This window comes from Roseibium sp. LAB1 (assembly GCF_054658235.1).
Window position 1 is genome coordinate 847336 of record NZ_BAAGIB010000001.1, and the last position, 21646, is coordinate 868981.

Annotated in this window: 21 protein-coding genes; 12 read left to right on the forward strand and 9 right to left on the reverse strand. The window is 58.1% G+C overall.

The window, feature by feature from the left end:
* Window positions 1-30: 30 nt before the first annotated feature.
* Window positions 31-447 carry an RNA polymerase-binding protein DksA gene (gene dksA, locus ACYQ54_RS04040; protein WP_460079581.1) on the reverse strand — a complete coding sequence of 139 codons (417 nt, stop codon included), beginning with the start codon at window positions 445-447 and terminating at the stop codon, window positions 31-33.
* Between the two features lie 165 nt (window positions 448-612).
* A complete protein-coding gene (locus ACYQ54_RS04045) occupies window positions 613-1032 on the reverse strand; it encodes a flagellar assembly protein FliX (protein ID WP_460079583.1) in 420 nt (139 codons plus the stop codon).
* Window positions 1033-1348: 316 nt separating this feature from the next.
* Here ACYQ54_RS04045 and ACYQ54_RS04050 point away from each other — a divergent pair, with 316 nt between their 5' ends.
* The 9 genes from ACYQ54_RS04050 (at window position 1349) to flaF (ending at window position 10844) form a co-directional block, all read left to right on the forward strand.
* On the forward strand, window positions 1349-2491 hold the full coding sequence (locus ACYQ54_RS04050) for a flagellar basal body P-ring protein FlgI (RefSeq protein WP_460079584.1): 1143 nt from the start codon (window positions 1349-1351) through the stop codon (window positions 2489-2491).
* Window positions 2491-2802 (forward strand): rod-binding protein, encoded by a 312-nt coding sequence (locus tag ACYQ54_RS04055; RefSeq protein WP_460079586.1) that lies wholly within the window; start codon window positions 2491-2493, stop codon window positions 2800-2802. Before ACYQ54_RS04050 ends, ACYQ54_RS04055 begins: the two co-directional genes overlap by 1 nt.
* A complete protein-coding gene (locus tag ACYQ54_RS04060; protein ID WP_460079589.1) occupies window positions 2799-3293 on the forward strand; it encodes a flagellar protein FlgN in 495 nt (164 codons plus the stop codon). Before ACYQ54_RS04055 ends, ACYQ54_RS04060 begins: the two co-directional genes overlap by 4 nt.
* Before the next feature lie 273 nt (window positions 3294-3566).
* Window positions 3567-3962, forward strand: coding sequence for a hypothetical protein (locus ACYQ54_RS04065; RefSeq protein WP_460079590.1), 396 nt, complete (start codon window positions 3567-3569; stop codon window positions 3960-3962).
* Between the two features lie 596 nt (window positions 3963-4558).
* Window positions 4559-6055 carry a flagellin N-terminal helical domain-containing protein gene (locus tag ACYQ54_RS04070; RefSeq protein ID WP_460079592.1) on the forward strand — a complete coding sequence of 499 codons (1497 nt, stop codon included), beginning with the start codon at window positions 4559-4561 and terminating at the stop codon, window positions 6053-6055.
* Between the two features lie 676 nt (window positions 6056-6731).
* The gene (locus tag ACYQ54_RS04075) at window positions 6732-8228 is read left to right on the forward strand and encodes a flagellin N-terminal helical domain-containing protein (RefSeq protein WP_460079594.1); all 1497 of its coding nucleotides are present in this window, start codon (window positions 6732-6734) and stop codon (window positions 8226-8228) included.
* Window positions 8229-8516: 288 nt separating this feature from the next.
* Complete coding sequence (locus tag ACYQ54_RS04080; protein ID WP_460079595.1) at window positions 8517-10010, forward strand: flagellin N-terminal helical domain-containing protein; 1494 nt, start codon at window positions 8517-8519, stop codon at window positions 10008-10010.
* A 92-nt stretch (window positions 10011-10102) separates the two neighbouring features.
* Window positions 10103-10597 carry a flagellar biosynthesis repressor FlbT gene (flbT, locus tag ACYQ54_RS04085; protein ID WP_006932693.1) on the forward strand — a complete coding sequence of 165 codons (495 nt, stop codon included), beginning with the start codon at window positions 10103-10105 and terminating at the stop codon, window positions 10595-10597.
* A complete protein-coding gene (flaF, locus tag ACYQ54_RS04090) occupies window positions 10527-10844 on the forward strand; it encodes a flagellar biosynthesis regulator FlaF (RefSeq protein WP_460079598.1) in 318 nt (105 codons plus the stop codon). Before flbT ends, flaF begins: the two co-directional genes overlap by 71 nt.
* A gap of 314 nt (window positions 10845-11158) precedes the next feature.
* Here flaF and ACYQ54_RS04095 read toward each other — a convergent pair whose 3' ends face one another.
* From ACYQ54_RS04095 to ACYQ54_RS04125, 7 genes are all read right to left on the reverse strand, one after another.
* Window positions 11159-12730 (reverse strand): GMC family oxidoreductase, encoded by a 1572-nt coding sequence (locus ACYQ54_RS04095; protein WP_460079600.1) that lies wholly within the window; start codon window positions 12728-12730, stop codon window positions 11159-11161.
* Window positions 12731-12748: 18 nt separating this feature from the next.
* On the reverse strand, window positions 12749-13273 hold the full coding sequence (locus ACYQ54_RS04100; RefSeq protein ID WP_460079601.1) for a Twin-arginine translocation pathway signal: 525 nt from the start codon (window positions 13271-13273) through the stop codon (window positions 12749-12751).
* Between the two features lie 18 nt (window positions 13274-13291).
* Window positions 13292-13687 (reverse strand): VOC family protein, encoded by a 396-nt coding sequence (locus ACYQ54_RS04105; protein ID WP_460079603.1) that lies wholly within the window; start codon window positions 13685-13687, stop codon window positions 13292-13294.
* A gap of 113 nt (window positions 13688-13800) precedes the next feature.
* The gene (locus ACYQ54_RS04110) at window positions 13801-14094 is read right to left on the reverse strand and encodes a ribbon-helix-helix domain-containing protein (RefSeq protein ID WP_006932702.1); all 294 of its coding nucleotides are present in this window, start codon (window positions 14092-14094) and stop codon (window positions 13801-13803) included.
* A 270-nt stretch (window positions 14095-14364) separates the two neighbouring features.
* A complete protein-coding gene (locus ACYQ54_RS04115) occupies window positions 14365-15900 on the reverse strand; it encodes a flagellar protein (RefSeq protein ID WP_460079604.1) in 1536 nt (511 codons plus the stop codon).
* A 13-nt stretch (window positions 15901-15913) separates the two neighbouring features.
* A complete protein-coding gene (flgK, locus tag ACYQ54_RS04120) occupies window positions 15914-17767 on the reverse strand; it encodes a flagellar hook-associated protein FlgK (protein WP_460079606.1) in 1854 nt (617 codons plus the stop codon).
* Window positions 17768-17841: 74 nt separating this feature from the next.
* On the reverse strand, window positions 17842-19227 hold the full coding sequence (locus ACYQ54_RS04125; RefSeq protein WP_460079608.1) for a flagellar hook protein FlgE: 1386 nt from the start codon (window positions 19225-19227) through the stop codon (window positions 17842-17844).
* Between the two features lie 311 nt (window positions 19228-19538).
* Between ACYQ54_RS04125 and ACYQ54_RS04130 the strand changes: the two genes are divergently transcribed.
* The 3 genes from ACYQ54_RS04130 to ACYQ54_RS04140 all read left to right on the forward strand — a co-directional run bounded on the left by ACYQ54_RS04130 (window position 19539) and on the right by ACYQ54_RS04140 (window position 21613).
* Window positions 19539-20384: an AAA family ATPase gene (locus ACYQ54_RS04130; RefSeq protein WP_330559919.1), complete on the forward strand. Its 846-nt coding sequence runs from the start codon at window positions 19539-19541 to the stop codon at window positions 20382-20384.
* Window positions 20385-20487: 103 nt separating this feature from the next.
* A complete protein-coding gene (locus tag ACYQ54_RS04135; protein ID WP_460079609.1) occupies window positions 20488-21027 on the forward strand; it encodes a hypothetical protein in 540 nt (179 codons plus the stop codon).
* Between the two features lie 61 nt (window positions 21028-21088).
* Window positions 21089-21613 (forward strand): SixA phosphatase family protein, encoded by a 525-nt coding sequence (locus ACYQ54_RS04140; protein ID WP_460079611.1) that lies wholly within the window; start codon window positions 21089-21091, stop codon window positions 21611-21613.
* Window positions 21614-21646 lie beyond the last annotated feature (33 nt).

Below are 21646 nucleotides of genomic sequence, written 5' to 3' on the forward strand. Positions count from 1 at the left end.
CTGCGCGGCAAACCGGCCGTTTTCTGGAAATCAGTCGTCGCGATACACTTTTTCCCGACGCTCGTGGGCTTCCTGAGCCTCGATCGACAAAGTCGCGATCGGGCGCGCCTCGAGCCGCCGAAGAGAGATCGGCTCACCGGTCTCTTCGCAATAGCCATAACTTCCGTCTGTAATGCGTTCCAGTGCATCATCGATCTTCGAAATCAGTTTCCGCTGACGGTCCCTGGCACGCAGTTCAATGGAGCGGTCTGTTTCGGACGACGCACGGTCGGCAAAGTCGGGGTGGTTCTGGCTTTCCTCCTGAAGATTGGCGAGGGTCTCCTTGCTTTCCTTCAGGATCTCTTCTTTCCACGCAAGCAGCTTGTTCCGAAAATATTCGCGCTGCCTGTCGTTCATGAACGGCTCGTCTTCCGAGGGTCGATATTCAGACTCAATTTCAACCGTCATCGATAGCTCCGGATTACCGTTATGCCGGGCGCAATATATAGCCGGTTCCGCCAGTCGACAACGGTTCATTTGTTAAAAATGGCATCAAAGAAAGTTTATACCTTTCAAGACGTTGCGTAAATTTTGGCCAAGTTGGTAGCAAATTTTATCCGTATTCGCGCGCCGTCAGTCCTGGAATCGGCCGAGCTTTGCAAGCTCGACTTTGACCCGCAGTTCGATCTCGTCCAGCACCGAATCAATCTCCGGATCACCGCTGGTCTGGCGCTTGGAAACCTGCCGGGCAAGCAGTTCCAACCTGTCTTCCGAGACGTGCCCGGCAAGCAAATCGGCCCGCACAGACTCCAGCGTGTCGAGAAGGTTGTGCCCGTGTTTGGCGGCGCGGGATCGGCGCTCGGCGCGGTCATCGACCTCCTGCAGGGCCAGCAGGGCATCCATGCCCTGGATGGATGCACCACCCGCGGTCTGGGAGGACTGCGATACCTCTTCCCCCAGATCCGGTGCGAACTGGTCACTGTCGGACGAAACGCGCTTCTTGGCGCCGCGTCCCTGAACGCCGGTAATGGGTTTATTGCCTGTAATTCGCATGGTCGATCTTCCAGTCGGACTGACGGCAATTCTGGCGCAAGGAGTGGCTCTGCCCGTCAGATTCTGCCGGTAAGGGTAAATGAGTCCTTATGGATGAGGCAATATTTGCCGACCAACAGGCGCATTTCTTTAACTCCAAGCGAGAGTTTTGCGTGGATATGCTCGCCATCATACCAGCAAAGGGCGCAGAATTCCGTCACTTTGATGCAGCGACCCATCGCCTTTGTCAAAAGTGGCACGGCTCTCGCATTGCGCTTCACGAAAACATGTCGACCGGCACCGGAGCCGGGAACACGAAAGACGGGCCAGATCGGTAATGCGACAATTTGGTGAAGTGATCTGCGGAGGGTTCAAACGGCTCGCACTTCTGGGTGCGGCAGCCGCGTTTGCTGCGACGGCCTTGTTGGCACCGGCGCACGCCGCCTCCCGCATCAAGGACATCGCCGATTTCGAAGGCATTCGCGAAAACCAGCTGATCGGATACGGCCTCGTGGTCGGTCTGAATGGTACCGGCGACTCGCTCAACAACTCGCCCTTCACACAGCAGAGCCTGCAGGCCATGCTGGAGCGTCTCGGTGTCAACACCCGCAACATTGACCTCAATACCAACACTGTCGCCGCAGTCATGGTGACGGCCAACCTGCCGCCCTTCTCTACCCAGGGCACCCGGATCGACGTCAACGTCAGTGCGCTTGGCGATTCTGAATCGCTGCAGGGTGGCACGCTTCTCGTCACGCCGCTGGTTGGCGCCGATGGTGAAGTCTACGCCATCGCCCAGGGCTCGATCGCAATCGGCGGCTTCTCCGCACAGGCGGACGCCGCTTCCGTTGTCCGCGGTGTTCCAACCGCCGGGCGCATTGCCAACGGCGGTCTGGTGGAGCGCGAACTGGATTTCAAACTGGCGTCTCTGACGACACTTCGCCTGGCCCTGCGCAACCCGGATCTGACCACCGCGCGACGCATCGCGCTCTCCGTCAACGAACTGATCGGCATGCCCACCGCCGAACCGCTCGATCCGGCAACGGTGCGCATTGACCTGCCGCAGCAATATGATGGCAACATCGTTGATCTTCTGACCGACATCGAGCAGCTGATCGTCGAGCCGGACCTTGCCGCTCGCATCGTCATCGACGAGAATTCCGGCATCATCGTCATGGGGCAGGATGTGAAAGTGTCCATGGTCGCCGTTGCGCAGGGCAACCTGACCGTGACCATCGCCGAATCTCCTCAAGTCTCGCAGCCGCTGCCTTTCGCAAACGGCCAGACCGCCGTCGTGCCGCGCTCCGACGTGAGTGTCGATGAAGACGGTTCCAAGCTCGCCATCGTTCCGCAAACCGTCACGCTGAAGCAGCTGGTCGATGGCCTGAACGCTCTGGGGATAGGTCCGCGCGACATGATCTCGATCCTGCAGGCCATCAAGGCTGCAGGTGCCCTCCAGGCCGATATCGAGGTGCTCTGATGGCTGAGCTGGTTTCTCCCTCTTCCTTCAAGCAGAGCCCGCTGGACACGCTGCGCGGTGTTGACCGGACCAACAAGACACGGGTTCGCGAAGCCGCCGAGGAATTTGAAGCTGTTTTCCTGAACACCATGCTTCAGAACATGTTCACCGGCCTTGAAAACGGCGGCACCTGGGGCAGCGGTCACGGGGCGGATGCCTGGCAGAGCCTTCTGGTCGATGAATATGCACGCAACATCGCCCAGACCGGCGGTATCGGTCTTGCCGACAGCGTGGAACGTGAACTGCTCGCATTGCAGGAGGGGTCAAGATGACCGCACAACCCAACGCATCCACCTTTCCATTTTCTCTGGAACGGCCCACCAGCCAACAGGAAGCAGAGCAATTCTGCACTGCCCTGTCCGGCACGATGGAAGCTCTTTTGTCCGTGATAGAAATGGAAACCGATCTGGTCAGGGCAGGCAAACTCAGGGAAGCCGGTGAGCTGCAGGCGGACAAGGCCCGACTGATCCATGAGTATACCCGTGGCATGATGACCGCGAAGGAACACGCAGTGGCCCTGGGCAACCTGTCGCCGGCCTCCACCCAGTCGCTGCGCCGCCAGCACGGTGAATTCCAGCCTGTCCTGCGCATCAACCTGGCGGTGCTTTCAACCGCAAGGGACGTTGCCAACAACATCGTCGCAACCGTGGCCAAGGTAGCCGGCGCGAAGAATGCTAATGCTCCAACGACCTATGGACGCAATGGCTCCGCGCCGACCGGGCCTCAGTCAGCACGCGGTATCGCGGTCAACCAGTCTCTTTGATTATCTTTGCCGGTGTGCAAAAACTGCGCCGTCGAACACCTGACAAGGAAAGCTCCCACGCCGGGAGCTTTTCGTGTATTTGGCAGCCTCGGGAAACCTGCGAAGGCCCTTCCCTTCCGCCTGCATTCGCCTCCGGCAACGAATCAGGAACAGCTGCAAACGGATAGAGCGCAATCCCTAAAAATCTAATTATTTCGTTAACAGAGGATTCATTCCCTTACGTTACCTTTCAATTTCAATCGGGTAAATTTAGTCAGTAACCCGGAGGAAAAGATGTTGGACACGGGATTTGCCCGGCCGCCATCGCCGACATATACGGCGATTACGCCGGTTGCACGGGCACCGGAGCGAAATGCTCCTTCTGTTGAGACGGATCTTCCGGTCGAAGAGACCGTCAGACCGTCCACCGAGACGCAAAACGGACAGCGCAGCGCGAACAACGAGCGCGAGCGGCGCCCGTTGGGCGACCGGTTCTCATCTTCTGTCGAACGCCAGAACATCATCGATCCGGAGTATGACCGCCTGGTCTATGTCGCGACCAACACCGAAACCGGTCAGGTCGTCCGGCAGATTCCAGCCGAGACCTTGCTGCGACTGCGAGCCTACAACGAGTCGATCGAAACCCAGCAGACCCAGGCCCCGACGCAACCGGTTCAACGCGTGATCTGACCAACTGCGGTCTCCCGCCCCAACCGCTTTTGAACGGTGCTTCGGCACGCCTTTGGTTCCGCCCGCCGGCCACTTGCACGACAGTCATGATCAGCATGGCACCTTGATCTCCGCCCCGGCCAGTCAACAGAGCTGCTCGTCTCCCCTTCCCCGTCATCTTCCCCTGGCCTTTGATTGAGTGCTTCGCCAGGCTCTCGTCCCTCTCAGGTGCCCGATGCCAGCCAGGCGGCAGCTTCCTGTCATCCCTGTTTCACCACGCACTTCGTGGCCCCTTCCGGCAGCGAGTTAACAAGTCCGTCAGGTTTCCGGTCGGGGAACTGACTTCGGGGAAATTTGCGCTGCTTGAAGGCCGGTTTGACCACCCGCCCAAAGCAATCGGAGAGCCTCATTAAGATCTTCATTCAGACAAAAATATTCTTTTCAAAACAATGACTTCAACTCTATATGGCAAAGATTTTACTTACTCGGCTTAGTCCCCTGTTAAGGTTAATTCGCGCTAACCAAGTTTGTTTAGAACTTGTTACAAGAAACCGCCGATAGATGTTCTCGGACCCAGGAAGGGTTCTCGTATCTTGTACTCCTAGAAAGGAAACATTATGGGCGACATTACTCTGTCCAGCGCGGTTCGCGCGAACCTCAACACCCTTCAGTCCACCGCACAGTTCATGTCGGACGTCCAGAACAAACTGGCGACCGGTAAAAAGGTGAACTCGGCGCTGGACAACCCGAACAGCTTCTTCACTGCTTCCGGCCTGACCTCCCGTGCAAACGACCTGTCCACTCTTCTGGACGACATGGGCCAGTCCACGCAGACCCTGAAGGCAGCCGACCAGGGTATTCAGAGCATCACGAAGCTTGTTGAATCTGCAAAAGCAAAGGCCAACCAGGCCCTGCAGACCCAGAGCCAGTACGAGCGCAAGCAGTTTGCCGCTCAGTACAACGACCTGCTGACGCAGATCGAAGACCTGGCGAAGGACTCCGGTTATAAAGGCAAGAACCTGCTCGCAGGTGAAGGCAACGACCTGAGAACCATCTTCAACGAAGACTCCACTTCGAAGCTCGACATTGAAGCTGTTGACTACACCGACACGTCCCTGTCCACCGGTCTGAACCTTTCCGACCTGGCAGAAGGCGAAGGCGCTTCCGCATCCCTGCAGCTGCAGGGTGGCAAAACCACCATCACCCTTCAGGACGCTGGTGGCTCCGCACTGAACACCTCCTCCACCCTGTCGGACTCCACTCTGATCTCCACGACCCAGAGCCTGTCCTTCGTCGATGACACTGCCACCAACCCGGCTGTGCTCTCCGGCGGCGTTTCCTCGACGGCTTCCGTTCAGGATCTCGTAGACAGCCTCAACGCCATCTCCGGCGTTCGTGCAGAATTCGACAACGGCACGGGTGAGCTGACCATCTACTCCGATGAAGACTTCTACATCGGTGGTAACGGTTCTGCGACCACGAGCTTTGCAGGCACTCTCGTCGATGCGACCGCGTTCTCCTCGACCTCGGATGCCCTGATCAACTCCGGTTCCTTCTCGGTTGGCGACACTCTGACGCTGACGGACGGTAACGGTTACGAGCTCGGCTCTTTCGAAGTTGAAGACGACAGCTCTGTTGATGATCTGGAAAACTTCATCAACGACTTCAACGGCGTCTCCGCTGACTTCGACACTGGCTCGGGCCGCATCACCATCACGTCTGAAACCGACCTGTCGCTGACCAGTGACAACACGGACTTCGCAAGCTCCGGCTTCACCGCGAACACCACAGGCATCGGCATCTCGGCAATCTCTGACAGCGGCTTTGCGACGGATACCGACATCAACCGTACGGTTGACCGGTTGAACACCGCTCTGTCCAACCTGAGAACGCAGGCTTCTGAATTCGGTACCAACCTCTCCATCGTTGAAAACCGTCAGGACTTCACCAAGAACCTGATCAACACGCTGGAAGAAGGTGCAGGCAAGCTGACGCTGGCCGATACCAACGAAGAAGGTGCAAACCTGCTGGCCCTGCAGACCCGTCAGAGCCTGGCTTCTACCTCGCTGTCCTTCGCAGCACAGGCAGACCAGAACGTTCTGCGTCTCTTCTAAGCCAGACACTTCGGTTAAGACGAAATTGGAAAGCGGGCTCCGGCCCGCTTTTCTTGTTTCCGGCACTCGCACAACCTGCCGCCGGATCGCGGCAAGACACGTCGCCAGGCCGCCCCAAGCAGGGCCGGCGACTGCCTCTTCCCAATTGCAGGTGTTTGTTGTTTCTTTGCAGCCGCTCCGTTTCCGGCAGCTTCTGCCGGGAACTCCGGTTCTGGCGCGTTTGTTAAGACCTTCGCGCCGACAGATGAAAACGCGGCTCGCAATCTGCGCACACGCCTTGCCGTGATCAAGGCCGTCCTGCCGGCGCCGGATGCCCACTCAACCGACCGCTGGCCGTCTTTGCAGCCCCCAATGCCAGGTCTTGCATTTTTTTCCGATCGTTTCGACGGCCTGGATCTCATGCGTAACCGACCCCGCAGAAACTCTTGGCTTGCGAGCTCCCTTCCCGCCCAAAGCCTCCCGCCCCCGCAGTAAGCTCATTGATACTTTTTGGAACCGTCAGCCGGACCTGAAATGCAATGGCCATGACAGTTCTGGCGAGGTCGTCAGCAGCGTTAACGTACTGATAACCCTATTTTTCAGGCGTTTAACCATTGATTAAGGTTAACGCTCGATGATCGGTCCCAACCTGCTCAGGAAGAGCAGTTGAAATTTGACCCAGGAAAGGGATAATTCGATGCGTGACATTACGCTGTCAGCCGCCGTGCGGCAAAACCTCCTCACACTTCAATCTACTGCAGACCTGATGTCGGGCGTCCAGAACAAGCTGGCAACCGGCATGAAGGTGAACTCTGCGCTGGACAATCCGAACAGCTTCTTCACGGCGTCCGGCCTGAACTCCCGCGCAGGCGATCTCAGCACCCTGCTGGACGATATGGGCCAGTCCCTGCAGACGATCAAAGCCGCGGACAAAGGCATTCAGACCATCACGGATCTGGTCGAAACCGCAAAGGCGAAAGCCAACCAGGCCCTGCAGACACAGAGCCAGTACGAGCGTAAAACCTACGCAGCACAGTACAACGCCCTGCTGGAACAGATCGAAGATGTCGCCAAGGACAGCTCGTATAAAGGCAAGAACCTGCTTGCGGGTGCCGGCAACGACCTGACCACCATCTTTAATGAAGATGCGACTTCCAAGCTGACAATTGAAGCGGTCGACTACACGGACACCGCACTCTCTACCGGCCTGAATCTTTCCGACCTGGCAGAAGGCGAAGGCGCAACCTCTTCCCTGCAGCTGCAGGGCGGCAAAACCGTCATTACCCTTCAGGACGCCGGTGGCTCCGCACTGAACACCTCCTCCACCCTGTCGGACTCCACTCTGATCTCCACGACCCAGAGCCTGTCCTTCGTCAACGACACTGCCACCAACCCGGCCGTGCTGTCCGGTGGTGTTTCCTCGACGGCTTCCGTTCAGGATCTGGTTGACAACCTCAACGCCATCTCCGGAGTTCGTGCGGAATTCGACAACGGCACGGGTGAGCTGACCATCTACTCCGATGAAGACTTCTACATCGGTGGTAACGGTTCTGCGACCACGAGCTTTGCAGGCACTCTCGTCGATGCGACCGCATTCAGCTCAACCACGGATGCCCTGATCGACTCCGGTTCCTTTGCGGTTGGCGATACTCTGACGCTGACGGACGGTAACGGCTACGAACTCGGCACCTTCGAAGTTGAAGAAGACAGCACGGTTGATGACCTGGAAAACTTCATCAACGATTTCAACGGCGTCTCAGCCAAGTTCGACGACGGCTCCGGTCGCATCACCATCACGTCTGAAACCGACCTGTCGCTGACCAGTGACAACACGGACTTCGCAAGCTCCGGCTTCACCGCAGACGCAGACGGTATCGTGATCGAGGCGATTTCCGACAGTGGGTTCGCAACGGATACGAACATTAATCGCGTCATAGACCGGTTGAATACCAGTCTGTCCAACCTGCGGTCCCAGGCTTCCGAATTCGGTACGAACCTCTCCACAGTAGAGATCCGGCAAGACTTCACGAAGACCTTGATCAATACTCTGCAGGAAGGTGCAGGTCTTTTGACCCTGGCCGATACCAACGAGGAAGGTGCAAACCTGCTCGCCCTGCAGACCCGTCAGCAGCTTGCTTCAACCTCTCTGTCCTTCGCCTCGCAGGCGGACCAGACCGTGCTATCCCTCTTCTAATTCAAAGAGAATCAGTCGGACGCACGACTCACAGACAAGCAACGGAAACGGCGGGCCACTGGTCCGCCGTTTTCGTTTACCGCCTCAAATACTGTTTGAAACCGAAAATTTTTGTCATTCAGAATCAAGGCCTTAAAAGAAAGCTTTTGGTAACTTTTATTTACGGGACGTTAATACGTGCATCAGTGATTAACTTTCCATTTAGATTTACGGCAAAGGTGCATGCTCGACTTGAAACACCTGCATGAGCCTTTGGCGAGACCTGAATAGGGAAAGCGGTGAAGTCTGATGCCTGATATTGTTCTCTCCAGTGCTGTCCGGGACAATCTCCTGTCGCTGAAACAGACGGCGGATTTGCAGTCGATCACGCAAACGCGCCTGGCAACAGGCCTGAAAGTCAACACGGCGCTCGACAATCCGAACTCCTACTTCACGGCGCAATCCCTGAACGACCGCGCAAGCGATCTGTCCAACCTGCTAGATAACATGGGCCAGGCGGTCCAGACGATCCGCGCTGCAGACAAGGGCATCACGTCGATCACGAAATTGGTGGAATCCGCCAAGGCCATCGCCAACCAGGCCTTGCAGACCTCCAGTGAATACGAACGCAAGCTGTTCACCAGCCAGTACAACGATCTGCTGGAGCAGATCGAGGACATGGCGCGGGACTCCAGCTACAAGGGCAAGAACCTTCTTGCAGGCGCCGGCAACGAACTTGAAGTTATCTTCAACGAGGACAGCACCTCGAACCTCACTGTCAATCCGGTCGACTTTACAGATACTTCGCTGGATGATGGTCTGAACCTGGACGATCTGGATGCCGGCGGCACCGGCACATCGTCCTTCAACCTCTACAGCGGTACCACCACCATTTCCCTTTCGGGCTTGCAGGCGTCCTCAAACCTGACGGACCTCGCCGACTGGGCAACCGGCAACGTTGTCAGCATCACCGACTCCTCCGGCACCACCAACCTGACGGTTGGTACCGACATCACCACGGTGCAGGATTATGTCGACGCATTGAATGATCTGAGCGGCGTTCACGCCACTTTCGACGAAACCACGGATTCGATCACGATCACGTCCGGCCTCGACAACGCGCTCTATATTTCAAAGGACAATACCGGCGGTGGCGCGGCGACGGACGGTGGCGACACTGGCGGAACAACGACCACGATGACGGTGTCGCCTCTCAGTTCGACGGCAACTCTGGTCTCGTCCGGCGGCTTCCAGGCTGGCGACACGATCACGATCACCGACGGCAACGGCTTCGAGCCTGCATCTCTGGAGATCGATGAAGAAACCACGGTCAGCGATCTCGTGACCTTCATCAACAACGTCAAAGGCCTGGATGCGACCTTCTCGGGAGGCAGCATCAGTCTTATCGGCGAAGTGTCCTTCGACATTTCCAGCAGCAACAGCGATTTCAACAGAACGACACTCGGATCGACGTCGGGAACCGTGTCACTGACCGCAGCTGCATCCGAGTTCAAATCTGATACGGATATCGATCGAACGCTTCAGGCCATCAACGCGGCGCTTGATGAGCTTCGCAATGCGGCCCGTTCAATGGGCACGGCTCTTTCGACTGTGGAAATTCGCACCGATTTCACTCAAAATCTGATCAACACGCTTGAGGTTGGCGCAGGCCACCTAACAATTGCAGACATGAACGAAGAAGGTGCTAACATGCTGGCGCTGCAGACCCGTCAGCAGCTTTCTTCGACCGCTCTGTCTCTGGCCAACCAGGCAGATCAGAGCGTCCTGAGCCTGTTCGGTTAACACCGGAGGCAGTTATCATTAAGGTATCGGCGGCAAACCGTTAACGATTTCGTTAACGTTTCACAGCGATACTGATGCGTGGAGGTCACGGAATGGCGCTCAAGGTCGAGCTGAAACCGGGCGAGCGAATTATCATTGGCGAAAGCGTTATCACCAATGACAATCAACGCACTCGTCTCTTTATCGAAGGCCAGGCTCCCATTCTGCGAGAAAAGGATATTCTCACGCCGGCCACTGCGGATACGCCAGCCAAACGGGTCTACTTGGCCGTTCAGCTGATGTATCTGTCTACTGACTTGGAGAAGATACAGGAGAGTTACTTCAGCCTCGTCAATGACATAGTGAAGGCCGCGCCGAGTACCATCCCTTTTGTAACCAGGATTAGTAACGCCATACTAACCGGCGCCTTCTATAAAGCACTGAAAGAAGCACGTAAGCTCATCGAGTATGAAGGGACGCTGATCAGTCATGTACAAACAGGCAGCGCAGGCTTACCAGAAAACAAGCCAGGTGGCGATGTCACCGAGGGAGCTGGAAGCGAATCTGCTGATGAAGGCCGCAGCCCGGCTTCAGTTGATCAAGGATGAATGGGGGAATTCCTCGCTTGCGGAAAAAGACGACGCTCTGGTGTACAATCGCAAGCTCTGGACAATTCTTGTGACGTCTGCGACCAGTCCTGAGAGCGAACTGCCGCAGGACATCAAGAACAACATCGCCACGCTTGGCGTTTTCGTCTTCAAGCAGACCATGACGGTCATGACGACAGACGATGAAAACAAGCTCGATACCCTCATCAGCATCAACCGCTCGATCGCCGAGGGTCTGAGATCCTGATCCCGGCGGTGCCGGTTCAAGAACAGGTTCAGAAATCAAGAAAGGCCGCCAGGAACCCCCGGCGGCCTTTCTCTTGACTGCAATTTGTCCCTGCCCTCCTCCGGCAGAAACGGAGGAAGCCTCCACCGGAGATCAGCGGGTCCTCAAGCTGCGGGCAGGATTTGCAGCCGTGAGCCTGTCGGCCCTGGTCCCGGAAGCGGTCTGCGGGTGTCCGGAGCCGCCTGCATTCCAGAGAACGCAGGCGACAATGCCGAACACCTCAAGCTTGTTGAAGGCCTGACCGTCCAGCTTCCCGGAAGAGTTCCTCCGCCGGACTAGAGATTGCCTGCGCTCATCTCCCGGGCGATATGGTCGGCCTGCCGGATGGCAAGTGCCACGATTGTCAGCGTCGGGTTTTCCGCAGCCCCCGAGGTGAATTGAGACCCGTCAGACACGAACAGATTGGCTACGTCGTGGGTCTGGCCCCAGCGGTTGACCACACCGTCCCGCGGCTTTTCGGACATCCGGTTGGTGCCCAGATTGTGGGTTGACGGGTAAGGCGGCGTCGGAAAGGTCCGTGTCGCACCAACCGCATCGTAGATGGCCATACCCTGCTTGTAGGCATGATTGCGCATGGCGACGTCGTTGGGATGATCGTCGAAATGAACATTCGCCACGGGCAGGCCCCAGCTGTCCTTCACATCATGGTTGAGCGTGACGCGGTTGGTTTCCTGCGGCATGTCCTCGCCGACGATCCATAGACCGGCCATGTTTTCATAGCCGTCCAGTGCACTGGTGAACTCCCGGCCCCACGCCCCCGGGTCCAGGAAGGCCGCCATGAACGGCAGGCCAAGCGACAGGGTTTCAAGCTCATATCCGCCCACGAAGCCACGCGAGGGGTCGTGACGGGCTTCATCCTGAATGATGCCGGCCATCGTGGTGCCGCGCCACATCTTCACCGGCTGGTCGAAAACGGCATAGACTGAACCGGTGGTGTGGCGCATGTAGTTGCGCCCGACCTGACCGGAACTGTTGGCAAGACCGTCCGGGAACATCGAGGATGCGGAATTCAGCAGGAGCCTCGGGCTCTCGAAGGAATTGCCGGCAACACAGACAACCCGTGCCTTCTGAAGCTGCAGATTGCCGTCCTTGTCGAAATATTCGACACCAGTCACCTTGCCGGTATCGTCATGAAGGATCCGTGCGACATGGGCGTGATCACGAACCTCCAGGTTACCGGTCGCCTCGCCGCGCGGGATATCGGTGTAGGCGGCGGACCACTTCGCCCCCCATTTGCAGCCCTGAAAACAAAAGCCGGTCTGCTGACAGGAGATACGGTCGTCGTAATCGGCGGAATTGATGGCCATCCGGCCCGTATGGACTTCCTTGTACCCCAGCGCCTTGGCACCTTTTTCAAAGACCAGGTAATTGTTGTTGCCCGGCAGGCCGGCCCTGCCTCCTGTCCGCGTCACGCCAAGCTTGGTTTCCGCCAGGGTGTACCAGGGGTCCATTTCCTCCGCATCGATCGGCCAGTCGAGCAAGTTGGCGCCCTGGACATTGCCGTAGGAGCTTTTTGCCTTCCACTCATGCGGCTGAAAGCGGATCGAAGCCCCGGCCCAGTGAACGGTGGTTCCGCCGACCGCCTTGACGATCCAGGCTGGCAGGCCGGAAAAGTCCTTGGCAACTCGCCAGTCGCCGGATGTGGTCCTGGGGTCGACCCAGGCAAGCTGCCCGAAGCTTTCCCACTCGTCGTTGACATAATCATCCGGAAGGTAGCGTCCGCCCGCCTCCAGTGCCACGACACTCACGCCTTTTTGCGCCAGTTCGTTGGCAAGCACACCGCCGCCGGCGCCTGTGCCGATCACGACAACAACCGTGTCGTCATTCAGGTCAAAAGGTGCAGCCATTGGTTTCCTCCCTCAGGCTCAAAGCCAGTTGATGTCGTTGAAGCCCCTGTCGATGTAGCCGCCCAACTCGTAGGAAGCCCCCTCGTAGCCAAACAACGGCCAGACCGCTTTCTGATTGTAGAGACCAGTCACAAGACCGCCCCTGATCCGTTGAAAGAACGGGCTGTCCTCTATGGACCGCAGCAGATCCGCTCTGTCGCGCTCCCAGCCGATTGCGAGATAGGAGGCATGCCCTCTCCCTTGGGCTGCTCCGTTCAGGGCCTCGACACCGGCCTCGATATCCTCGGCATGATCGGGCGTGTCGTATCCCTTGACGGCGATGACGTAAAATTCGTCGCCGACATGATCGTGCGGATAGATGTCCCGCGCCATCTGAACCAGGGTTGCGAAACTGCCCGGCTTGAGTGCGGTCAGCTCCGTCGCCCAGGCTCCGTCTCTGGCCGCCAGAAATCCGGACCCGGTGACGAAGGCGGCTCCCGCCGCCGTCGCGCGGGCCAGAAGCTGCCGTCTGGTCAAGCCTCTCGGACTGTTTTCGGTTTTCATGCTCTCCTCCCGTTCAAGTCACTCGTATCGACCGCCGCGCTGAAGCACCTCGATCTGATAGCCATCGGGATCCGCAACGAAGAAGAAGCGCGCAATGACCTCTCCTGCCGGTGCGAAATCGACCAGTTTTCGTGGATTGAGACCTTCGGCTTCGAACCGGGCATGCTCGCTGTCGAGATCATCGACGCTGAACGCCAGATGGCCGTAGCCGTCGCCCAGGTCATAGGGCTCGGTCCGCCCCTTGTTCACCGTCAGCTCCAACTCGAAGCCGGATTCGCCGTTGCGAAGGTAGATCAGGGTAAAATTCGGAAAATCCAGACGATCCGCTACGGTCAGTCCGAATGCTTTTTCATAAAAGGAAAGAGATCTGTGTTCTTCCAGAACACGGATCATAGAATGGATTGCTTTCGCCACGCGTTACTCCGCTCTGCTTGTATTTGCATGAGGGAAGCGTAGCGCGTGGCAACTATCGGCCGGGTAGTATGCTTATACTGCGAGCGAGAAAACTTGCGCTGCAGCGCAAAATGTCATTCTGCGGCGATCGAAGCCGCATGCTGGTTCGACGAAATCTCGAGAAACTTCAGGCAGGCGCAGCGAAGCAATGATGTGAAGTTTTTCGGTTCACCCCGCAGCTCGATCACTTCGGAGTGCAGCGTCGAGATGAAATGCGGTGTCGTCACCCCTTCCGATGCGGCGATCTGGTCCAGAATCGCCCAGAAGGAATTCTCCAGACGGATACTCGTGCTCTGTCCGTTGAGCCGCAGCCGCCGGGTCTGGCTGGCATAACGTTCCGGATCCTGTCCGGCAAATACGTGACACATCGGCTCTCCCTCCCATGGTGTCGATCTTTACGCGGTATGCCGCGATCCGTTTGTTGAAAAGGGATAATGAAAAGAACGCACCGTTGCCAAAGGCCCCGGCGGCAAACCGGTTGGTTCTGGACACCAGAAGATATCCGTCGGGAAGAAAGGCAACATGGAGAGTGTTTCCCCAATGGGGGAATATTTCAAGACCTTTCCCGGCCCTGACCGGCAGTCCGGACAATGGTGGGCGAAGACCGCCCCTGAAAACGCTTGAAGTTCCGGGCGATCTTACAGGTAATCGGACAGGGTCAGATTGAAGACGATCGACGAAGCCCTGTAGGAAACCTCGATATTGGTCTGCAATTGCAGGATCTCGGCCGCGACCTGATCCTGATCGATGCCCTCGATATCCGCAATCGTGCCTTCATAGCTGCTTTTCATCTGCACATGCCGGTCATCGGTCAGAGATACCGTCCGGTGCGTGATGGCGATGTCCGTTGCAATGTCGGTGATCCCCGACTGATCGACACCCGGCGGCTGCAAGGTGGTGCGCAAATTGGTCGACAGGGTATTGTAGTATTCTTCGTCGATCGTCGCGCCACCGGAAAAATCCGCAGCAACGAAAGCCGCAAGGGACTGCACCAGTTCCTGCAGCGGCGTTTCGTTGGCCCGGACGCCGTAGCTGACCGTCAGATTGCTGTCGATCACTGCGTTCTTGTCCGTGCGCGGATCGTCCGTCGCCGTGTTCCGCCCCGTATACCAGGCGACAGTCGTAGATCCGCCACCCGTCAGCGCCGTTGCGCTGTCGAAGGGAGGTCCGTCAACCCGTTGGGGTTCCTCGCCACCAAAAGTCTTGAAGAACTCTTCCGCCGCCCATTCGTCCGACACTGCGCGAAGGGTCGTCTGCGCCTGGTGCTCGATCTCCGCTTCCAGGGCATCGCGCAGGTTTTGCGCCGTTTCCTCAAGATCGGCCCCGATGGCAAACGTCCCGTCTTCAGCGGTGCTGTTGGCCGCAGTCAGCTCTATGGAGATCGTCTCGCTGTGGTCGGGCGGCAGTGAGAATTCCACCGTGATTGTCTCACCGAGTTCCGGCTGCCCGGTAAACTGCACATCGAAGCTGTCCGGATCGGTGCCAGAAGGACCGGTGATCGCGACGTTGGTCAAGGTAGAGGCAACCGATGCAATGTCGAAACCGAAGTCATGCGCTCCATCTTCGGCAATGGTGAAGGTGGAATCGGTCGGCACCGGACCGGCATAATTGGTCGTCAGCGCGGAGGTCGTCACGCGGCCATTGTTGCCGGCCCCAAGGTTTGCCTGGGAATACTCGCTCATGACCGTTCTCAGCCCGTCGAGGCCGTTCGCCCCATCCAGAATGGCATCGATCCTGGCAACCGGGTCCTGAACGGCATCTGTGCCGCCAAAGACGTAAAATCCGGCAACTTCCGTGTTCAGGATGTTGAGCGCTTCGTTCAGCAGCAGCTTGGCACGTGACTGGGTTTGGGTCTGTCCGTCATCCTGCAACACGAAATCATTGGTATCGAGCGCGGATTTTGCGTCCTGCCGGATGTCTTCCAGCCGCTCCAGCGACATGGTCGAGGTCTGCAGGTGCAGATTGGCGATGGTGATGGTGTCCTGGTAGCTCTCGATCATGCTGACCTTCTGGGTCAGCTGAATGTCCAGAAGCCGCCGATCGCCCACCTCGCCGTATGTCGTGCCGACCTTGCCCCTGGCAAGCTGGGTTGTCTTGCTTGCCAGCAGATCGTTGAGCTCGCCGAGCTGGCGGGTCAGATAAGTCCGGGAGGTGGTGATATTCGAAACTGCCATAACGCACCCAACCTTAAACGATGTTCAGGAGCTCTTCGAAGAGATCCTTGATGGTCTGCATGACGCGGGCATTGGCCGCATAGGCGTTTTCGAGCTGAACCATGAAGGCCAGCTCGGTGTCGAGATCCACCGAGTAGCTCTGCTCGTACCGTATGGCGAGATTCATGGTCAGCGCCTCCTTGGAATCCGCATAAGTGGCTGCGTCTTCTGCCTGGTTGCCCTGAAACGCCACAGTCTGGTTGACATAATCCACCAGAGTGCCCTGGAACGGGGTCGACGCACTGCCGATGCCTGATCCCGGGTCGTAGTGTTTCGTGCCGGTGCTGAGTGCATTCGACAGGAACTGCGCCCGGGCCGGATCGTTGCTCGTATTCGGTGTCGGCGTGGTCTGGTAGTTCACCAGAAGCGCGCTGTCGGCCAGAAGATCGGGATTCACCCGGATACCGGCGGCATAGCCGAGCCGCTGACCGCCATCTTCAAGCGCATCGGTAAAGAGGTCCGTTCCAGCCCTCTGATCAACGAAGATCGCAAGGCCCAGTCCCTGGTCGGAATTGGCCGTCACGGTGACATTTGCACTCAGGCTTTCAACGCTGGTCGGCGCTGTGTTGTCGCCCAGAACACGAAGGTTGTCCGAACCGTCATTGCTGACCAGCAGTCCGGTACCGGCAAGTGCGGCGGTGATGTTGGTGATGTAGGTTGCCGGAACACCGCTCGAAATATCGATACCGAAGACGGTATCGCCCGGATTTGCAGTGGCTGAGTCGTCCAGCGGCAACAGCGCGGGATCGTCCACCGCAACCAGGGTGACAGTCTGCGGATTGCCGCTGCTGTCGGTGTAATCCAGCGTGATGGTGTTGCCCGGCTGTAGCGCGGACACATCAAGATCGAAACCGCTGTCCAGGCCGACTGTCGCAGCGGTGCTGTCTACGGTCACATTGGAAAAGGCAAGCGAGACTTCGGCGGCGATCGTGTCCAGCTGGGTCTGCGCCTCGACCAGGATATCGTCGCGAAGTTCCGCAGTAGCCAGTATCGAACCGGATTTGGACGATGCCAAGAGGTCAAACTGCGTTCCACCCGGCGTCCTCACCATCACCGCGTTTCCGGCCTGTCCGGGCTGCAGCAGGTGCGTTGCATCGAAGGTCAGGGTCGATGCCTGGCCGTCGGCATAAAGCTGGTTGCCGTTGGCGGTTCTGATGGTGATCGAATTGTTGGCGTTCTTGGCAACGTCGATATCGAGATAGCCGGACAGCTGCTCGATGAGCCGGTCGCGTTCGTCTTCCATGTCAGCGGTCGATACGCCGGACTGGGTCGCGTCCTGAATGGCTTCGTCGATATCCTCGATGCTCGAGAGAAGGTTGTTCACCGTATCCGTTTGCCCGGCCAGTGCGTTGTCCGCTTCCTGGCGCAGGCCCGCAATCTGCTCATAGGAGGAGCTGATTTCCCGGGCGAAAGCCTCCGCAGCCGAGACCACATCCTTCTGAATGGCATAATTGCCCGGATCGTTCACCAGGCCGGCAAGTGCGGCAGAAAGATTGCCTGCAAGTGACGACAGGGAGCTTTTGTCATCGATGGTTCCGAAAATATCATCCAGCCGGTCAGTAAAATCCGCGATCTGGCGGGAATAGCTGGTGTCGGCGAGAGAGTTGAAATAGTCGGATTGGATCTGTTCGTTGACAATCCGGCGCACTTCTGTCGCGTTCATTCCGGCGACGTTGCCGTTGCCATCGAAAAAGACGTTCGCCGAAATTGTTTTCTTCGAATAGCCGGCCGTATCCGCGTTAGCAATATTGGACGCGGTGACGTCCAGCTGACGCTGATTGTAGGTGATTCCGAAAACCGCAGTATTCAGGGCGCTCGTAAGACCCATGGCGGCTTCTCCTTCGTTATACGCGACCAGGCCAGGCTGGCCGGCGGGTCAAGACCCCGCCGGCCAAGGCGGTGTTACCGGACCATATTCAGGGCATCGTCGAGCATTTCGTCCGCAGAGGTGACGATTCTCGAGTTTGCCGAATAGGCCTGTTGGGTGATGATCAGCTTGGAAAACTCGTCCGCAATATCGGCGTTGGAGAGTTCCAGCTTCTTGGCGAGGATCTGCCCGCCACCGGAAAGATCCGCGTCGCCCGATCCGGCGGTTGCCGCAAAGGCGGCACCATCGACGCGCTGCAGGTCCTGCTCGGCCTGGAAGGTCGCGAGCGGGATCTGGTAAACGGGACGCTGCTGGTTGTTGGAATAGCTGGCGATGACACGGCCGGAGGCATCAACAGCCACACCGGTCAGTTCACCGGCCGGGAAGCCGTCCTGTTCCAGTGCAACGGAACTGGCCGAGCCGTCCGGATCCGAATACTGGGTCAGCGAGCCGTCGGCAAAGGAGAATTCCACGTTCGTAGCCGTGGTTCCGCCGATGTCCAGCGACGCAATGGTGAAGCCGTCGCCCGTACCATTCACTGCTGCACCGGTCATTGCACCGGCAGTCAGGGTGGTCATCTCACCTGTGTCGTCGAACTGGACGTCGCCCACGTCGTACCACGCGTTGGTAGCGTCACCGCCAGTCCCGATATACATGCTCCAGGTGTCACTCACCAAGGCACCGTCATCATTTGCGGTCTTGGCGTAACGGACCTCGACGTTCATCGCCGTACCGTTCTGGTTATAGATCGTGATCGACCCGCCGGAGATGGAGCTGTTCAGGAAGTCGGTCTCGTTCGCGACAGCAACGTTACCGGCGCCGACGGAGGCGTTCAGAAGCGCCGTGTCTTCATCCGTGCCGTCATAGTCGTTGGTGGCAGGAACGCGCGGCAGGTTGGCCTGATAGTCCACTGTCGTGGTTGCGGATGCTGCCAGCGGCTGATTCTCGATCCGGATCACGCCCGGATTGTCGCCGATCGCGTTGCCCGTATCCGGATCCAGCGGGAAGCCCTGCAGATAATAGCCGGAGCTGTTGATCAGATAACCTTCCTTGTCGCGCTCGAAATCGCCGGCGCGGGTGTAGTAGGTCTCATCAGCAAAGGTGGTCGAGCCGTCGACCACATCGGACGCCTTGGTCACGACGAAATAGCCAGAGCCGTTGATCGCCATATAGGTGTCCACGTCGACCGACGTGATGTCGCCCTGCACTGTGTTGGTGGCGCGAGACGTGGCGAAGGTCGTACCGGAAACCTGCTGGGCCTGCTTCGCCCCGCCTCCGGAAACCAGATCGGAAAAGGTCGTGTCGAGCCGTTTGTAACCGGTCGTCTGCGAGTTCGCGACGTTACCGGAAATATTTTCCAGAGCCGTAGCCTGCGCAGCCAGTCCGGAGACAGCCGAGTTGATAGCCCCATAAATACCCATTTGCGGTCCTCTTGATAGATCGGGCACTGCGACGCGGGCTTACGCCCATTAATCGGCCTTCCTCCGCAAGGGTCGTGCCAGTTTGTCAAAAACCAACATTTCCCCTTTATTTCAGAGACTTAGAAAATTTTGCTTTTGCAGAAGCGGAAAAAGGAACCCGGCAGGTCGCGACCTGGCAGGCAAAAACTTCCGCTCTGGACAGGCACGGATGTCCAAAATTGCCGTACGCCGGCTCTCCTGCCTTTTACGGGCTTGCACAGCCGCGCGCGGCCTGCCACCTTGCGGCCGATTGAGGAAAAACGGACGGCCAAATGCGCTTCGAAGGAACTGAAAGCTATATCGCCACGGAAGATCTCAGGGTCGCGGTCAACGCCGCCGTCGCCCTGGAGCGGCCGTTGCTGATCAAGGGTGAACCCGGCACCGGCAAGACGGTGCTGGCCGAACAGGTTGCGGCAGCCCTGAAAGCCCCGCTGATCGAGTGGCACGTCAAATCCACGACCAAGGCACAGCAGGGTCTTTATGAATATGATGCCGTCTCGCGCCTGCGCGACAGTCAGCTCGGCGACGAACGCGTGAAGGACATCAACAACTACATCCGCAAGGGCAAACTCTGGGAAGCGTTCGACTCTGCGCAGAGGCCGGTTCTGCTGATCGATGAGGTCGACAAGGCCGACATCGAATTTCCGAACGACCTTCTGCTGGAACTCGACCGCATGGAGTTCCACGTCTACGAGACTGGCGAAACCGTGCGCGCAAAGCAGCGTCCGATCGTGATCATCACGTCCAACAATGAAAAGGACCTGCCCGACGCCTTCCTGCGCCGGTGTTTCTTCCATTTCATCAAGTTCCCCGATGCCGACACCATGACGGAAATCGTCGAGGTGCATTTCCCGGGTATCAAGCAACGGCTCCTGTCGGAGGCCCTGCGCCTCTTCTACGACGTACGCGACGTTCCGGGACTGAAGAAGAAACCGTCAACCTCTGAGCTGATCGACTGGATCAAGCTGCTTTTGAACGAAGACATCGATCCTGAAACCCTTCGTCAACAAGATAGCTCCAAACTGATACCACCGTTGCACGGCGCGCTGCTGAAGAACGAACAGGACGTGCACCTGTTCGAACGCCTTGCATTCATGGCACGTCGGGAACGATCCTGAAGGCTCCGGGCAAGCGGATGTAAATCCTGATCGAACATGCCGTTCGTTCAGTGCCGGTCCGGCAACAACGCGACGTTCCGGTTCGGGTGACGAGGAGACTGACTTGGCGAAACAGGCTGCTGCATGTCTGGTGATCGCGATGCTTGCGCTGACGAGCGCCGCAGGCGGGCCTGCTGATGCTCAAGTGCCTCCCGAAAAGGATGCAGGCTGGCAAAGCGATGTCGACGGATTGCGACATTTCACCGGCCTGCGCTGCCCCGACATGATCGGCAATTACTATCGCATCAAGGTGATGGAGGGCGACGCCGTCAGTCAGGCAGGATGCATCTACACCGGACGCGATGGCATCACGGCGGTCCTGCGCAAGCATCTGCAGGGTACCGGCCGCCGCGAAGCGCTGACCTTTTCCCGCAGTTACAAGGCGGCAGGATTCGAACCGATCAAGCTGACGGGCGCCGCGGCATCCGGCATCTCGTTCCGGACCCGCAACTGGACTCCGACGAACCTTTGCGAAACGCTGTGGTACTTCTCTGGAGCCGAGTCAGACTATACATTGTGGCTCTCCTACACCCTGCCGACGCAGGAGGTGGAGATCGGACCGGCCATAACCGCTTTCACAATGGCACTGGCAAACCAGAACTGACCGGCAATCCGGCTAACGCACCGCTGGCATGTCTCCCGTATCCAAGGAACCAGGAAAAACAATGCGGCTCCTTTTGTTCAGACACGCAAAATCAGACTGGGGCGATCCGGATCTGGCCGACATTGACCGGCCTCTGAACAGCCGTGGCAAGACCGCTTCCGTCAAGATGGCCCGCTATATGAAGGACCAGGGCCTGCAGCCGAACCAGATCCTGTGCTCCACTGCTCAGCGCACACGGGAAACCCTGGCCCGCCTTCTGCCTACCCTCACCCAGGAAGCCCAGATTCATCTGGTCTCCGACCTCTACCAGCAAAGCGAAGACGATTATGTCGGACTGATCCGCCGCTACGGTGGCCGCGCGCAGAACCTCATGGTAATCGGCCACAACCCGGCCAGCGAGGACACTGCGCTGAGCCTGAGCGGCACCACCGCTGCCGGTGCGCTTGCCGACATCCAGGAAAAGTTTCCTACCGGCGCGCTTGCCGTGATCGACTTCGACATCGCCGATTGGTCTGAACTGCAGCCCAAAACCGGTCATCTGGAGCGGTTCATCAAGCCGCGGGATCTGAAGGAAGACCCCGACTAAAGCATCGTCCCGACCTAAAGCCAGATTGCGCTT

Excerpts from the sequence above, each read along its gene's own strand:
- ACYQ54_RS04060 (WP_460079589.1), top strand. The coding sequence starts at position 2,799 with ATGACCGCACAACCCAACGCATCCACCTTTCCATTTTCTCTGGAACGG.
- ACYQ54_RS04070 (WP_460079592.1), top strand. The coding sequence starts at position 4,559 with ATGGGCGACATTACTCTGTCCAGCGCGGTTCGCGCGAACCTCAACACC.
- ACYQ54_RS04075 (WP_460079594.1), top strand. The coding sequence starts at position 6,732 with ATGCGTGACATTACGCTGTCAGCCGCCGTGCGGCAAAACCTCCTCACA.
- ACYQ54_RS04100 (WP_460079601.1), bottom strand. The coding sequence starts at position 13,273 with ATGAAAACCGAAAACAGTCCGAGAGGCTTGACCAGACGGCAGCTTCTG.
- ACYQ54_RS04080 (WP_460079595.1), top strand. The coding sequence starts at position 8,517 with ATGCCTGATATTGTTCTCTCCAGTGCTGTCCGGGACAATCTCCTGTCG.
- ACYQ54_RS04095 (WP_460079600.1), bottom strand. The coding sequence starts at position 12,730 with ATGGCTGCACCTTTTGACCTGAATGACGACACGGTTGTTGTCGTGATC.
- ACYQ54_RS04130 (WP_330559919.1), top strand. The coding sequence starts at position 19,539 with ATGCGCTTCGAAGGAACTGAAAGCTATATCGCCACGGAAGATCTCAGG.
- flaF (WP_460079598.1), top strand. The coding sequence starts at position 10,527 with ATGTCACCGAGGGAGCTGGAAGCGAATCTGCTGATGAAGGCCGCAGCC.
- ACYQ54_RS04065 (WP_460079590.1), top strand. The coding sequence starts at position 3,567 with ATGTTGGACACGGGATTTGCCCGGCCGCCATCGCCGACATATACGGCG.
- flbT (WP_006932693.1), top strand. The coding sequence starts at position 10,103 with ATGGCGCTCAAGGTCGAGCTGAAACCGGGCGAGCGAATTATCATTGGC.
- ACYQ54_RS04110 (WP_006932702.1), bottom strand. The coding sequence starts at position 14,094 with ATGTGTCACGTATTTGCCGGACAGGATCCGGAACGTTATGCCAGCCAG.
- ACYQ54_RS04115 (WP_460079604.1), bottom strand. The coding sequence starts at position 15,900 with ATGGCAGTTTCGAATATCACCACCTCCCGGACTTATCTGACCCGCCAG.
- ACYQ54_RS04140 (WP_460079611.1), top strand. The coding sequence starts at position 21,089 with ATGCGGCTCCTTTTGTTCAGACACGCAAAATCAGACTGGGGCGATCCG.
- ACYQ54_RS04050 (WP_460079584.1), top strand. The coding sequence starts at position 1,349 with ATGCGACAATTTGGTGAAGTGATCTGCGGAGGGTTCAAACGGCTCGCA.
- dksA (WP_460079581.1), bottom strand. The coding sequence starts at position 447 with ATGACGGTTGAAATTGAGTCTGAATATCGACCCTCGGAAGACGAGCCG.
- flgK (WP_460079606.1), bottom strand. The coding sequence starts at position 17,767 with ATGGGTCTTACGAGCGCCCTGAATACTGCGGTTTTCGGAATCACCTAC.
- ACYQ54_RS04045 (WP_460079583.1), bottom strand. The coding sequence starts at position 1,032 with ATGCGAATTACAGGCAATAAACCCATTACCGGCGTTCAGGGACGCGGC.
- ACYQ54_RS04125 (WP_460079608.1), bottom strand. The coding sequence starts at position 19,227 with ATGGGTATTTATGGGGCTATCAACTCGGCTGTCTCCGGACTGGCTGCG.
- ACYQ54_RS04055 (WP_460079586.1), top strand. The coding sequence starts at position 2,491 with ATGGCTGAGCTGGTTTCTCCCTCTTCCTTCAAGCAGAGCCCGCTGGAC.